This window comes from Paraburkholderia sp. BCC1876 (genome assembly GCF_902833695.1).
Taxonomy (GTDB): Bacteria; Pseudomonadota; Gammaproteobacteria; order Burkholderiales; family Burkholderiaceae; genus Paraburkholderia.
The window spans coordinates 354,342-368,417 of the sequence record NZ_CADFGI010000001.1 but is presented as its reverse complement, the minus strand read 5'-3'; the positions used below and the strand labels follow the sequence as shown (position 1 = coordinate 368,417).

General features: G+C 66.2%; 12 protein-coding genes and 1 riboswitch. Of the genes, 5 read left to right on the top strand and 7 right to left on the bottom strand.

The window, feature by feature from the left end:
- Positions 1–27: 27 nt before the first annotated feature.
- The 4 genes from cobJ to cobG are packed head-to-tail and all read right to left on the bottom strand — an operon-like array spanning position 28 to position 4,743.
- Positions 28–1,782 carry a precorrin-3B C(17)-methyltransferase gene (gene cobJ / locus HWY05_RS01475; RefSeq protein ID WP_176057172.1) on the bottom strand — a complete coding sequence of 585 codons (1,755 nt, stop codon included), beginning with the start codon at positions 1,780–1,782 and terminating at the stop codon, positions 28–30.
- Positions 1,779–2,510 carry a precorrin-2 C(20)-methyltransferase gene (locus HWY05_RS01470; protein ID WP_035557538.1) on the bottom strand — a complete coding sequence of 244 codons (732 nt, stop codon included), beginning with the start codon at positions 2,508–2,510 and terminating at the stop codon, positions 1,779–1,781. Before HWY05_RS01470 ends, cobJ begins: the two co-directional genes overlap by 4 nt.
- Positions 2,511–3,137: a precorrin-8X methylmutase gene (locus HWY05_RS01465; RefSeq protein ID WP_035557536.1), complete on the bottom strand. Its 627-nt coding sequence runs from the start codon at positions 3,135–3,137 to the stop codon at positions 2,511–2,513.
- Complete coding sequence (gene cobG, locus HWY05_RS01460) at positions 3,130–4,743, bottom strand: precorrin-3B synthase (protein ID WP_176057761.1); 1,614 nt, start codon at positions 4,741–4,743, stop codon at positions 3,130–3,132. The genes HWY05_RS01465 and cobG overlap by 8 nt, the downstream gene beginning before the upstream one ends.
- Positions 4,744–4,860: 117 nt before the next feature.
- A riboswitch (cobalamin riboswitch) is annotated at positions 4,861–5,040 on the bottom strand.
- Positions 5,041–5,124: 84 nt separating this feature from the next.
- Between cobG and cbiE the strand changes: the two genes are divergently transcribed.
- The 3 genes from cbiE to cobM all read left to right on the top strand — a co-directional run bounded on the left by cbiE (position 5,125) and on the right by cobM (position 8,022).
- Positions 5,125–6,438 (top strand): precorrin-6y C5,15-methyltransferase (decarboxylating) subunit CbiE, encoded by a 1,314-nt coding sequence (gene cbiE, locus HWY05_RS01455; RefSeq protein WP_244146457.1) that lies wholly within the window; start codon positions 5,125–5,127, stop codon positions 6,436–6,438.
- A complete protein-coding gene (locus HWY05_RS01450) occupies positions 6,435–7,157 on the top strand; it encodes a cobalt-precorrin-6A reductase (RefSeq protein WP_176057171.1) in 723 nt (240 codons plus the stop codon). Before cbiE ends, HWY05_RS01450 begins: the two co-directional genes overlap by 4 nt.
- A 139-nt stretch (positions 7,158–7,296) precedes the next feature.
- Complete coding sequence (gene cobM / locus HWY05_RS01445) at positions 7,297–8,022, top strand: precorrin-4 C(11)-methyltransferase (RefSeq protein WP_176057170.1); 726 nt, start codon at positions 7,297–7,299, stop codon at positions 8,020–8,022.
- Between the two features lie 45 nt (positions 8,023–8,067).
- Here the strand turns inward: cobM and HWY05_RS01440 are convergent, their stop codons facing one another.
- Both HWY05_RS01440 and speB read right to left on the bottom strand, forming a co-directional pair.
- Positions 8,068–9,168, bottom strand: coding sequence for a polyamine ABC transporter substrate-binding protein (locus tag HWY05_RS01440; protein WP_035557526.1), 1,101 nt, complete (start codon positions 9,166–9,168; stop codon positions 8,068–8,070).
- Positions 9,169–9,228: 60 nt separating this feature from the next.
- A complete protein-coding gene (speB, locus tag HWY05_RS01435) occupies positions 9,229–10,191 on the bottom strand; it encodes an agmatinase (RefSeq protein ID WP_176057169.1) in 963 nt (320 codons plus the stop codon).
- 187 nt (positions 10,192–10,378) lie between these two features.
- Between speB and HWY05_RS01430 the strand changes: the two genes are divergently transcribed.
- A complete protein-coding gene (locus HWY05_RS01430; RefSeq protein WP_051980817.1) occupies positions 10,379–11,269 on the top strand; it encodes a LysR substrate-binding domain-containing protein in 891 nt (296 codons plus the stop codon).
- On the opposite strand, the gene HWY05_RS01425 is transcribed toward HWY05_RS01430, so the two are convergent.
- Positions 11,264–12,850, bottom strand: coding sequence for a phospholipase D family protein (locus HWY05_RS01425; RefSeq protein WP_244146456.1), 1,587 nt, complete (start codon positions 12,848–12,850; stop codon positions 11,264–11,266). The genes HWY05_RS01430 and HWY05_RS01425 overlap by 6 nt on opposite strands.
- A 251-nt stretch (positions 12,851–13,101) precedes the next feature.
- On the opposite strand from HWY05_RS01425, the gene HWY05_RS01420 reads away from it, so the two are divergent.
- Positions 13,102–14,076 (top strand): GyrI-like domain-containing protein, encoded by a 975-nt coding sequence (locus HWY05_RS01420; RefSeq protein WP_176057759.1) that lies wholly within the window; start codon positions 13,102–13,104, stop codon positions 14,074–14,076.

The following is a 14,076-nucleotide window of genomic DNA, read 5'->3' as shown; positions in this document are numbered from 1 at the left end:
TGCTCATCCCACGTCACTCATCCCGCGTCACTTATACCATCGCGGCGTATAAACCCATTCGCCGCCTTCAACACCTTTCGCAAAGCGCCGCGTCGTCGATGATCCGACGATCACCATCGTGCGCATATCCACGTCGGACGAGCGCAGTTCGCCCAGCGTGAGCGTACGCAACGTGCTGCCGGGCCGGCCGATATCGCGTCCCAACACCACCGGCGTCGCTGCCGCGCGATACGCCCGCACGATATCCAGCGCCTTATCCAGTTGCCACGGACGCGCACGCGAAATCGGGTTATAGAACGCCATCACGAGATCCGCTTCGGCGGCGTGCCGCAGACGCGTTTCGATGATGCTCCACCGCTTCAGATTGTCCGACAGCGACAGCATGCAGAAGTCGTGACCCAACGGTGCACCGGCTTGCGCGGCGGTCGCCAGCGCCGCTGACACGCCGGGTACGATGGCGAGTTCGACCGCAGACCATGTGTCGTTCCCAGCGGCTTCGAGCGCTTCGAGCACCGCAGCGGCCATCGCGAACACGCCGGGGTCACCCGACGACACCATCACCACCGAACGTCCCGCGCTCGCCAGTTCGAACGCATGACGTGCGCGTTGCAATTCCTCGCGATTATCCGTGCCGTGGACCCGCTGATCGGCGCGGAACGGCCCGGCCATTTTCACGTAGGTGTCGTAGCCGAGGACATCGGTCGCATGGTCGAGCGCGAGGCGCGCGGCGGGCACCATCAGCTCGGCGCTGCCCGGGCCTAGACCGATGACGGTCAGGCGGCCGCGTCCCATGCCGATCGTGTTCGCGTCGATGGCGAGCGGCGTGAGTGCCAGCGCGACGCCCGCGTCGGGGTCGTCGTGGAGGGTTTCGTAGGGGATCCGCAACGCCGCGTGCAGCAGGTTGCTGGGCGGGGCGCCGTCTTCGGGACGGGTTTGGGCGAAGCGCAGTGGGACGTTCAGGCTCGAAGCGGCTTCGGCCAATGCGGGGTGCGTCATTCGATCCGACGCGGCGAGCAGGGCGGCTAGTGAAAGCGTCGCGAGGCCATGTTCGTTCAACGCAGCGCGTACGCTTGCCGCAATTTCGGCGCTTGACGAGCATGCACTCGCGCGAGCGCCATCGCCATCGCTAGCACCAGCAGCCACCGCCGCCACCGCCGCCACCACGCTGCGCGGATGAATCACCAGCTCATCCTCACGCCCATCCCACGCACGCGGCGTCACGCGAATCGCGAGACGCGCCGATGCCGAGCGCGGCAATTGCGCGTCGTCGAGCCACGGCGCTTCACCTTCGACGCGCGTGTTTTCCCCCGCCAGCAGATCCGACACGAAGCGTTTGCCTTGCCCGATATCCGCCAGCGTGTAACCGTCCGGCGGATTGAGCACGCAGGTACCGAAGCGCAATTCGCCGCTCGTTGTAATTGCGGGCGGCACCTTCAACGCGGCGGCAATCTCGCGCGCCATCACATTGACGCCGGCAAGACCGCCGAGCAGCGGCACGACCGCGCTGCCATCTTCGGCCACCGCCAGCACCGGCGGCTCGACGCCTTTGTTCGTCAACAACGGTGCGACGCAGCGAATCACAATGCCGGCCGCGCACAACGCGACGATCGGCGTACCGCTCGCATACAGCTCGCGCAATTGCGCGCTGAGTTCGGCGTACGGCACGTCGGCGGTCACGCGTCCTTGCAGCGCGTACACCTGGCTGCCGGCATACAGCGTCTGAATGCGCCGCGCGGTTTCCAACGCGCCCGCGCCGAGAATCACAATGGCGGGGGCGTTCATCCTTGCCATTTTTCCCCCGGCACGACCAGCAGCGAAAAATACGGCGACGCCATCGGATCGACGTCGGCGAGCGGCACGATGCGCTGGTTGCCCATCGTCGCGCGTTCCACGTACAGCGCGCGATCGGCGAGACCGAGTTCGCCCAGCACGCGCCGCACCTTGTCGAAATTGCGGCCGAGTTTCATCACGACGGCAGCGTCGGCATCGGCGAGACGGCGGCGCAATTCGGCTTCGGGCAGCACGCCGGAGAGCACCGACAGGCTCTGATTCCGGTACACCAGCGGCGCGCCGAGCACGGCCGCGCCGCCGAGCATCGAGCACACGCCCGGCACGACTTCGCTCTCATAGCGTGGCGCAAGGCGGTCGTGCAGGTACATGTACGAACCGTAGAAGAACGGATCGCCCTCGCAGATCACGGCGACGTCGCGGCCCGCATCCAGATGGCCCGCGACGATCTCCGCCGCGCCGTCGTAGAACTCGGCGATGATCGCTTCATACGAGAGCGGCGGTTCGAGCGCTTCGGTGGTGACGGGATAGACCAGCGGCAGATGTTGCTGCGTGTCGTGCAGATGCGCTTCGATAATGCTGAAGGCGTTGCCTTTCTTGCCCTTCGCGACGAAGTAAGCGACCACCTGCGCGGCCTTCAGCAGACGCAGCGCTTTCAGCGTGATGAGTTCCGGGTCGCCGGGGCCGACACCGAGTCCGACTAGACGTCCTCGCACGGTCATTTATTCGACCTCCGTGGCCAGCGCGTTGACGGCGGCGGCGGCCATCGCGCTACCGCCGCGCCGGCCTTCGATCGCCACATAGGGCACGCCGCGGCTGTTTTCCGCGAGCAGCGCTTTCGATTCCGCCGCGCCGACGAAGCCGACCGGAAAGCCAAGAATCAGCGCGGGCTTCGGTGCGCCGTCATCGAGCATGTCGAGCAGATGGAACAGGGCAGTCGGCGCATTGCCGATCACGACGACGCTGCCCGCCAGATGCGGGCGCCACAATTCGAGCGCGGCGGCCGAGCGCGTGTTGCCCAGTTCGCGCGCGAGCGACGGCACGTCCGGATGCGTGAGCGTGCAGATCACTTCGTTGTTCGCCGGCAAACGCGCGCGCGTGATGCCTTGCGCGACCATGCCCGCATCGCACAGAATCGGCGCGCCTTGCGCGAGCGCCGCGCGGCCGGCCGTGCCGGCGCCTTCGGAAAACCGCAGCGCGTCGACCACGTCGACCATGCCGCACGCGTGGATCACGCGGACCGCGAGCTTGTCGAGGTCGGCGGGAATGCGCGACAAATCGGCCTCCGCGCGGATCGTCGCGAAAGATTGGCGATAGATCTCCTGACCGTCGCGGATGTAATCAAGCATCGGGGTTACTCATGGGTTTTGCTCGTGGGTGTCGCTTATCGGCGTCGTGAATAGGGGCGTCGATAGGGGTGTCTATTGAGGCTTCGATAGCGGCGTTGATTGGGGCGTCGATAGAGGCCAGGCGTGCGAGCGTGTCGGCGGCCTGGTCGATCGTTAGTCGACGCGCGACGCAGGCGCCGAAACCGGGCTGGCCGTCGCGTCGATACAGGTCGTAGGCGCCGGGCGCGATCGCCAGCAGCGTATACGGCGCGCAATGCGCGGCGGCGCACGAACGCGGACAACCGCTCAGATGCACGTCGACATCGGCGGGCAGGCGCGGCGCGAGTTGCAGCGCGTCGGTTTTGGTGTCGGCGAGGCTTTTGGCGCAGCCGGTCGAACCGGCGCAGGCGATCAGACGCGTAATGGCCTGCGCGGGGTCGGTGGCGAGGCCGAGTTCAGCCAGGCTGGCTAGTACGGCCGGCACGGCGTGTGATGCGATGTCGGGCAGCAGGACGCTTTGCCAGGGCGTCATCCGCAGTGTGCCGTTGCCGTGCTGTTGGGCGAGTGTGGCGAGGCCGTGCAGAGTGGCCGCGTCGAGACGTCCGAGCGGCGGCTGGCCGCCTGCGTGCCAGGTGTCCGGCTGGCTTTGCTCGTGTGCGCCGAGCCGGAGCGTCGCGTCGGCGGGTGTGCGGCGTTGCCACCGGGCTAGCGACGCATCGCGTGACAGCGGGAAATCGACGTAGCGTTGCGCGTGGTGCAGGAGCGCATCGGCGGAATGGGTCGCGAGCAGGTGACGCATACGCGTGGCATCGGCTGCGGCGAGGTCGAGAAACGTGTGCAGCAACGCGCGGATCAGCGCGCAGACTTGTGACGGGAGCACGGCAGCTAAAGCGCCGGTGTGGCCGGCGTGTTGCGATCCGGTTTCAGGCGGCCAACCCGCTAGCCCGAAGACAAACCGCACGTGATCGACATCTCGCGTCGCCGCCAGCCACACGTCATGCGGATGATCGATACGCGCAAGCTTTTCGCCGCCATCCAGCAACAGCGCGAATTTTGGCGACAGCGCCGCGAAACGCGGCTCGCTTTGCAGCAACGCCAGCAATTCGGCGCAAAGGGGACCTGTATCGAACAACGCAAACGGATCGCGTCCCGCGGCGGGGCTGATCATCACGTTGCGGACATCGTCGGCTGCGAGGGCGGTCGCTGGGTAGGCGGCGGTTGGATTTACGTGGCCGGCTTCCGCGGCTGCCACCGTCTCCGTCGGCCTAGGCGCCGCCTCAATCAACGCGTCGGCCGGTCCAAGCACGCCCTCAAGCAATGCGCTGCTCGGCCTAAGCCCGTCCTCGACCAACGCGTCGCTCGGCCCAAGCCCCGCCTCCATCAACGCCTCGATCAACGCCGCCTCCTGCCCGCTGCGCACGCCCCGCACCTGCAGATTCGCCCGATTGGTCACCTCAATCGCGCCGGCGGCGTGCAGCACGCTCGCATCGGCAATCGCGCGCGCCTGGGCCGCGCTCAACGCGCCGCCGGGCAGCTTGATCCGGCACAGCCCCCCGTCGCGCGCGACGACGATCCGCAGCAGCCCCGGACAGGCCGACGGCCGCAGCGCGAGCGCCGCATGTTGCATAACAGGGGAGGACGAAGCTTGCTTCAAAACGGACACCGGGTAGCGTCGCGCGGTGGCCCGAGCAAGCCTGGGAGCGGGCGTTGCTGCGGCATCGGTACACCCCGCCCGATGTTGGTTGGCACGAACAGTCTCGCCGGCAGGTCTCCTGGCTGGCAGGTCAAAGTCCGTCGCGGCCTTCCCGGTCGAACCAGTGGCGCGCAGCGCGGGCGGACTCGCTGCATACAGTTGCGGGGGCAGCCACAGTGACACTGTGTTCCCTCTTAGGCCCCGAAGGGCGCCGGCGGCTGTATTATGCCTTTTTTCGAACAGCATAACGAGGCTGGACGCCTTGATCGGCGTGGCTCAGCGCATTATTTGAAGATACAGAATAAGGATGGTCGGATGCCGGCATGGCTGACCGTGGTGGGCATTGGCGACGACGGCTTCGCCGGTTTGGGGCGGTCCGCGCGACGTGCGTTGCTGGCGGCGTCGGTGGTGTATGGCGGCGAGCGGCATCTGGCGATGCTGCCCGCGCGTCTCACGGCGCGGCGGGCCGCGTGGCCGCGTCCGTTCGATCTCGCGCCGTTGCTCGCCGAGCGTGGCGGTGCGGTGTGCGTGCTGGCGAGTGGTGACCCGATGCTGTTCGGCGTCGGCGCGACGCTCGCGCGTCAATTGCCGGCGGATGAGTTGCGGGTGTTGCCTGCGCCGTCGTCGTTGTCGCTGGCGGCCGCGCGTCTCGGCTGGCCGTTGCAGGACGTCGCGACGGTGTCGCTGGTGGGCCGTCCACTGCCGGCATTGAACGCGCATTTGCATCACGGCGCGCGCGTTTTCGTGCTGAGCGCGGATGGCCGCACGCCCGCGGCGCTCGCGGCGTTGCTGAACGCGCGCGGCTTCGGCGCGACGCGCATGATCGTGCTGGAGCATCTGGGCGGGGAGTTGGAACGCCGGATCGACGGTCGCGCGGATCAGTGGTCCGCGAGCGAGGTGGCCGCGTTGAATCTGATCGCGCTCGAATGCCGGGCGACCCAGGGCGCGCCGCGTCTGCCGCTCACTTGCGGCTTGCCCGACGATGCGTTTCGTCACGACGGTCAGTTGACCAAGCGCGACGTGCGGGCCATCACGCTCGCGCGTCTCGCGCCGACGCCCGGCGAGTTGCTGTGGGACGTGGGCGCGGGCAGCGGTTCGATCGGCATTGAATGGATGCGCGCGCATCCAGCGTGCCGCGCGATCGCGATTGAAGGTCACGCGGAACGGCAGCGCTTTATCGAACACAATCGCGATGCGTTGGGCGTGCCGGGTCTGCAACTGGTGGCCGGTCGCGCGCCGGATGCGCTGCAGGGCTTGCCGGCGCCGGATGCTGTGTTCATCGGCGGTGGCGTGACCGTGCCGGGCGTGCTCGAAGCGTGCTGGGCGAGCTTGCGCGAAGGCGGCCGGCTGGTTGCCAACGCGGTGACGTTGCAGGGCGAGGCGGCGTTGGTTGCGTGGCGCGAGCGGTTTGGCGGCACGTTGACGCGGATTGCGTTGGCGGATGCGCAACCGCTCGGCGGTTTCGATACGTGGCGGCAGGCGTTGCCGATTACGTTGCTGGAGGTGATGAAGCCGGGGCGTGGGGTGGACGCGGCAAGCGTCGGAAGCGATGCGAGCGGCGCAAACAAGGCAAACACGGTCAGCACCGCGAACACCGTCAGCGCCGCAAACAGCGGCACCCCGCAATGACGCGAATCCTGCTGCTAGGCGGCACTGGCGACGCGTTACGAATCGCGCATCAACTCGATTCCACGCACGTGTACAGTCTCGCGGGTCTCGGCAAGGTGCCCGACGATCTGGCGTGCTCGGTGCGTGTCGGCGGTTTCGGCGGTAGCGACGGCATGGCGCAATACCTCGCGGACGAACGCATCGGCCTCGTGATCGACGCGACCCATCCGTACGCCGCGCAAATCAGCGCGAACGCCGCGCGCGCCAGTCATGCGGCGCAGGTGCCGTGTTGGGCGCTGCGCCGTCCGGCCTGGCAGCCGCAAGCCGGCGACGATTGGCGGATGGTCGGCGACTGGAACGAACTCACGGCGGCGCTCGCGCCATTCAGAAAGCCGCTGTTCACGCTCGGCCGCGAACCGCTCGCGCATCTCGACGAAATTCCCGCGCATCAGTTCTGGACTGTCCGCTGTCTCGATCCGCACCAGGACGCCACGCGCGCAAGGATCATCGCGACGCGCGGCCCGTTCACGCTCGAAGGCGAACGCGCGTTGTTCGCGCTGCAAACCTTCGATGTCTTGGTCAGCAAAAACAGCGGCGGCGGCGCGACGGAAGCGAAACTCGAGGTAGCGCGCGAACGTCGCTTGCCGGTGGTGATGTTGCGCCGGCCCGACCTGCCGGCGGTGGATCGTGAGTTCGACAGCGTTGACGGTCTGCTCGACGCACTGCGAGTGCTCGCGTGAACCTCGGTCTTAACGGCGGCTTGAATCGTAGTGCTAGTCACGGCCTCCGCCACCACGTGAGCTTGTGCCGCGAAAACGGAAGCGGCCACTCACGCAGCGCATGCCACCCACGCCACCCCAACAAACCACGGAGCAGTCAATGACGGTGTTTTTTATCGGCGCGGGTCCAGGTGACCCGGAACTGATCACAGTAAAAGGCCAGCGCCTCGTCCGCAGTTGCCCGGTGATCCTGTACGCCGGATCGCTGGTACCCGACGCGGTGCTTGAAGGTCACACCGCCGAACTCGTCGTCAACACCGCCGACCTCGATCTCGACCAGATCGTCGCGTTGCTCAAAACCGCGCATGACAACGGCCAGCATGTCGCGCGCGTGCACTCCGGCGACCCGTCGTTATACGGCGCGATCGGCGAACAGATCCGTCGTTTGCGCGAGCTGAACATTCCGTACGAAATCGTGCCGGGCGTGACGGCGGCCGCCGCCTGTGCCGCGACGCTCGGTTGCGAACTCACGCTGCCCGACGTTTCGCAGACGCTGATTCTCACGCGCTACGCGAGCAAAACCCGCATGCCCGAAGGCGAACAGCTCGCCGACCTCGCGCGGCACCGCGCGACGATGGCGATCCACCTGGGCGTGCGGCATCTCGCACGAATCGTCGATGAACTGCGGCCGCACTACGGCGGCGCGTGTCCGATCGCGGTGGTCTATCGCGCGAGCTGGCCCGACGAGGAGAAGATCACCGGCACGCTCGACGATATTGTCGACAAGGTGCAGTCGACATCGATCGAGCGGACCGCGTTGATCCTGGTCGGCCAGGTGCTGGCCGCCGAAGGTTTCGCGGACTCGACGTTGTACGCGAAGGATTGAACGTACCGCGTCGTCTATCAGGCGGCACGAGTCAAACGTGAACCTCTACGACCCCGACTTCAACTGCGCCCACAACCTGCCTTCCAGCCGTTTGATCGGCGCGGGCAACGGCTTCAGCAGAAACAGCGTCTTCAACACCGGCTCAGGCGGATACACGGTCGGGTCGTTGAGAATGTCCGCGTTCACGAACTTACGCGCGGCTGCATCTGCATTCGGATAGAACACCGTGTTCGTAATCGCCGCGTGAACCTCCGGTCGCTCGATATAGTTGATCCACTCCAGCGCCGCCTGCGGATGCGGCGCATCTTTCGGGATCGCCATCATGTCGAACCAGACCGGCGCGCCGCCTTGCGGAATGAAGTACTTGACCTGGTAGCTCTTGTTGGCCTCGCGCGCACGATGACTCGCCATCGACACATCGCCTGACCAGCTCAGCGCGAAACAGATATCGTCGCCCGCGAGATCGTTGATGTAGCTCGTCACATTGAACTGCGTGATATACGGGCGAATCTTCTTCAGCGCTTCGTACGCGGCCTGATAGTCGGCCGGATTTTCGCTGTTCGGATCGCGGCCGAGATAGTGCAGCGTGACTGCGAACACGTCGGTCGGCGCGTCGAGCATGGACACGCCGCAGCTCTTCAGCTTGCTCAGATATTCCGGTTTGAACAGCACGTCCCAGCTATCGAGCGGCACGTTGTCGCCGAGAATCTTCTTTACCCGCGTGACGTTGTAGCCGAGCCCGGTCGTGCCCCACGCCCACGGCACCGCGTACCGATTGCCGGGATCCGCATCGGCGACGAGTTTCATCAGCGTGGGATCGAGGTTCACCAGATTCGGCAGCTTCGATTTGTCGAGCTTCTGATAAATGCCGGCTTCGATCTGCTTGGCAAGAAAATTCGAGGTCGGTACCACGACGTCGTAGCCGGTCGAACCGGTCAACAGCTTCGCCTGCAAGGTCTCGTCGCCGTCGTACTCGTCGTAGCGCACCTGAATGCCGAACTCCTTCTGGAAGTTCGGCACGGTGTCTTTCGCGATGTAGTCGCCCCAGTTGTACAGATTGAGCTGCTTGTCGTCGGCGTGCGCTGCAGTGCCGAATGCGCACATCAGTAACGCGGTCAGGATCGGTTTCGTGGCGGTATGGGGCATGGTCGTCGGATCGTCCGCTAGGGGTTCGTGGGGGTTTGTCGTCAGTGCGTGTGAGGGTGTCTAGCGGCGCGGCTGGCGTTGCAGCTTCTGGTTGCGCATCAGGCACAGCATGTCGTACGCGATATGCGCGGCGGCGAGCGCGGTGACGTCGCTGTGATCGTAGGGCGGCGACACTTCCACCACGTCGGCGCCCACGATATCCACGGCGCCGAGCGCCCGCACGATCTCCAGCGCCTGCGCCGAACTCAGGCCGCCCGCCACCGGCGTACCCGTGCCGGGCGCGAAGGCGGGATCGAGGCAGTCGATGTCGAAGGTCAGATAGGTCGGCGCGGCGCCGACGATCTTCAGTACCTCGTCGATGGTGGCCTGAATGCCGTTGCGATGAACCCACGGCGCGTCGAGAATGCGCACGCCCATGAAGTCCTCATTCCACGTGCGAATGCCGATCTGCACCGAGCGCGCCGGATCGATCAAGCCCTCGCGGATCGCCTTGTAGAACATCGTGCCGTGATTCAGCGAGTCGGGGTTGTCGTCGGGCCAGGTGTCGCAGTGCGCGTCGAAGTGGATCAGGCTCAGCGGCTTGCCGTATTTCTCGGCGTGCGCGATCAGCAGCGGATACGTGATGTAGTGGTCGCCGCCGAGCGTCAGCATGCGCGTGCCGGTCGCGAGAATGCCGCGAGCGTGCGCGACGATCGCGTCGCGAATCCCGAGCGGGTTGTGCGCGTCGAACCAGCAGTCGCCGTAGTCGACCACGTTCAAGTGGTCGAACGGATCGATGCCCCACGGAAACGCGCCGAGTCCGGCCAGTTGGACCGAGGCGGCGCGCATCGCGGCTGGCCCGAAGCGGGTGCCAGGGCGGAAGGTGGTCGCGAGGTCGAGCGGCACGCCTGAGACGGCGACATCGACGCCCGTGAGGTCGCGCGTATAGGGACGGCGCATGAACGACAGCACGCCGGCGTAGGTGGGGGCGGCAGACAGTTCGCTGCCGGGCGCGTGCGGATGGGGGGAGAGATCCAGAGTCATGCTTGTCGGTCCAGTGGGTTCAGCCGATTTAAGTGGGGCGCCCGTCGCACAAATATTTCTCATGTCTGCTGAAAGGAGAAAACAGGTGGAGGGCAACTGGAGCTATGATTGCGGGGAAAAATTCCCGCGAAAAGCGAAGAATCTTGCTGGAAGTATCGATATTTTTAATATCTGACTGGGATCGCTCATGCGTAGACTGCCCCCGTTGCAAGCCTTGCTCGCCTTCGACGCCGCCGCGCGCGTCGGCAGCTTCACGCGCGCGGCGCAAGAACTCGCGCTGACCCAGTCGGCGATCAGCCATCAGATCCAGCAACTGGAGGAGTGGACCGGGCAGCCGCTGTTTCGGCGGATCGGCCGGGGCGTCGCGTTGACCGCCGCCGGTGTGCTGTACGCGCAAACCGTCACGACGGCGCTCGCCACACTCGCCGACGGGCGCGACCGGATCGAGCCGTATGGCAATCCGGATTCGGTGATTCTTGTTTGCGCGCCGCAATTCGCCTCAGGCTGGCTGATGCCGCGCATGCGGCAGTTCGCGGAGGCGCTGCCGACGCTCGAGATCTGGCTCGTGACCGACGAGGAGGTCAACGAGATCGATCGCGTCGATGTCGATCTGGTGGTGTCAGCCAGGCCGATCCGTACGCCGGAAGTCACCTGCGAGCTGTTGCTCGACGAAGAGGCGGTGGCGATCTGCGGACCGGAAACGGCACGCCGTCTGCGTGACGCGCCGTTTCCCGACGTGCTCACGCAAGCGCCGCTGCTGGTTCACGAAGCGCGTCCGGAATGGGCGCCGTGGCTGCCGGAACTCAGGCGCGGCGGTTTGCGCACGCGCCGCGCGTTGACGGTCAGCGATCCACGCTTCGTCGTGGCGGCGGCCGAGCAGGAGGCGGGTATTGCGATGGTGTCGCGGCTCACGGCGGGAGACGCGTTGACGAGCGGCCGCGTGGCAGTCTTGCCGCAGGTGCCGGGCTTCGCGTTGGCGCCGCTCTGGCTGATGCGCTCGGCGCAGCCGGCGCGTTCGGTCGCGGTCGATGCCGTGCATGCGTGGATGATCGGCCTGTGCCGGCCCGCCGATTTATAAAAACGATTCGATCGGCAGGATCGACATGAACCACACGCCGAGCCGGCGCACCCAGGTGGTGTTCGGTTCGGTGTCGTAGCGGATCGTGTTGGCGCCGTCCTGTTCGAGCCAGACCAGCTTGCCCTTGTCGTCGAGGCTAAGCGTGTACGCCACTTGCGGCACCTGGGTCTGGAACGTCGAACGGATTTTCCCCGCCAGCGCGGGGCTGTCGATTACCAGACCGAGTTCGGTATTGAGCTTCGCCGAGCGCGGGTCGAAGTTGAACGAACCCACGAAAACACGCTGGCCGTCCACCGCGAACGTCTTGGCATGCAGGCTCGATCCCGAACTGCCGAACGGACCGGCGCGCTGTTCGGTTTTGCCGTCCGCGCCCGGCTGGCGACGTAGTTCGTAGAGCGCCACACCACCCTTGAGCAACGCGACGCGGTGTTTCGCGTAGCCGGAATGAACGGCGGCGACATCGGTCGATTCGAGCGCATTGGTCAGCACGCGCACCGTCACGCCGCGCGAGGCGAGCCGGGTGAAGTACTGGACGCCCACCTCCGTCGGCACGAAATACGGCGACACCAGGTCGAGTTCCTCGGCCGGGTCGCCGAGTATCTCGTGCATCTGCTTCAGCACCAGCGCGTCGGTCGGCGAGCGGTTCAGGCCTTTGGCGGGATCGTCGCTGATCAGACGCGTCGCGGCCCATTCGAGCGGCAGTGTGCCGGTGGGCAACTGCTGGGCGATCGGCGACTCGCGCAACGCGTCTTCGTAGGCGAGCGCGGTGGGATCGCTGGCAACGGCCTTCGCTCTGGCCTCGAGCGCGGGCAACTGATCGGCGCTCACGTGCGGCAGAATCCGGTCCACGGGATACGACGACTCGCTCGACCAGTAGCGGTCGAAGTCATGCGCCACAGCGCCGGCAGCGGGACCGACCGCGAGCACGTCGAGATCGGAGAACACCACGCCGTCCGTCGCGCCGAAATACTCGTCGCCGATATTGCGGCCGCCGAGAATCGTCGCGGTGCTGTCGGCGGTAAACGACTTGTTATGCATACGCCGGTTGGCGCGCGAGAAGTCCGTGATAAAGCCGATCGACTTCGGCTTGCGCACCACGAACGGATTGAACAGGCGCACCTCGATGTTGGGATGCGCGTCGAGCGCCGCGAGCGTGGTGTCGAGCGAAGGGGGAATGCCGTTGTCGTCGAGCAGCAGGCGCACCCGCACGCCGCGCTGCGCCGCTTCGACCAGTTGCTCCAGCATCAGCGTGCCGGTCAGATCGTCACGCCAGATATAGTATTGAACGTCCAGCGTGCGTTGCGCCGCGTGCGCGAGAAAGACGCGGGCCGCGAACGCGTCGTGGGGATTTTCGAGCGGATAGATGCCGCTCAGGCCCGGATGCTGCGCAAGCGGTCCCGCTACGGCCATGCCGAGATGGGTCGATTGAGCCTGCACCGGATCGAGCGCCGCCGATTCCGTGCGGCCGGCCAGCGACGGCAGCGTGCAACCGGCCAGCAGCAGGGCGCCGGTCAGCAGCAGCGCAGCGCCTAGCCGGCGGCGGATCGAGGCACGCGTGACGCTCGCTGCAGGCTGCATCATGTCGTCGGGACTCCATGGCAAGCGCGGTATGCGTCGTGTCGCTTCGCCGGGTTTCGTGTCGTGCCGTGATGCTGTGTAGGCGTCGGCCACGGTACGGCACCAAGCGGGAAAGCAACGCACGTTGCGCGGGGCTTGCAAAGCAATGCCCGCCATAGTGCCATGACGCGCGGCAGCATCGCCGTGAACTCGCGATGAAATTTCGCAAGCTCTGCACCGTTTTGTGGCGACGAGGCCGCTATCCTAGCGCCATGATGAAAGCCAGCACGGAACTCGATTATCGTCGGCGGATCGCTCGTGTGATCGAGGCGATTCTGCTCGAACCAGGCGCGCCGCATACGCTCGACAGTCTGGCGGCGGTCGCGCATCTGTCGCCGTATCACTTTCATCGCATTTATCGCGCGCTCGCTGGCGAGAGCATTGTCGAGACCGTGCAGCGCCTGCGTCTTGCGCAAGCCGCGCAACGTCTGACCGACGCGTCCGCACGCGTGACCGCCGTCGCGCACGATGCCGGGTACAACAGTCCGCAGGCCTTCGCCCGCGCATTTCGCGGTTTTACCGGCGTCACGCCGAGTGAATTCAAGGCGCGCCAGAAACATCTCGCGACACCGGCGGCGAGCGGGCGCTCGGGCGCGGCGGGCAACATGGCCGATGCCGCCGATGCCGCGAACGCCACGGATAAACGTGACGCCAACGACGCCGACGAGGCCAACGCAAACGACGCAACGAATCCCGACGATGGCCGCATGTCGCTCTGGCCCGCAGTCGAACTCGCCGAGATCGCGCCGATCGACGTGCTCTGCCTGCGCCACGAAGGACCGGTCGCGACGATCGGCCAGACGTTCCGCGATCTGATGCACATGCTGCGCTGCGAAGACGACCCGCGCACGGATCGGCGCGTCGGCATTTGCGTGCGCGACCCGGCGCTCAAGGGCAGTTTTCGCTATCTGGCGGGGATCGTCGCGTCGCCCGATGTTGCATCGCATGAAGCGCCGCGCGCGCCGGTCGAACCGCTGCGCGTGGACGGTGGTTTATACGCGGTACACCGGCTGGTCGGCCCGTATGCGCTGATCGCGCCGACCTTTCGCGCGCTGTACGGCGTGTGGCTGCCGCAAAGCGGCTATGCGCTCGATATCCGTCCGGCGCTGGAGTTGTACCGCAGCCCGGCGCGCGCCGGATCGCAGCGCGCCTGCGTCACGGATCTGATGATCCCCATTCGCAAGGACTGA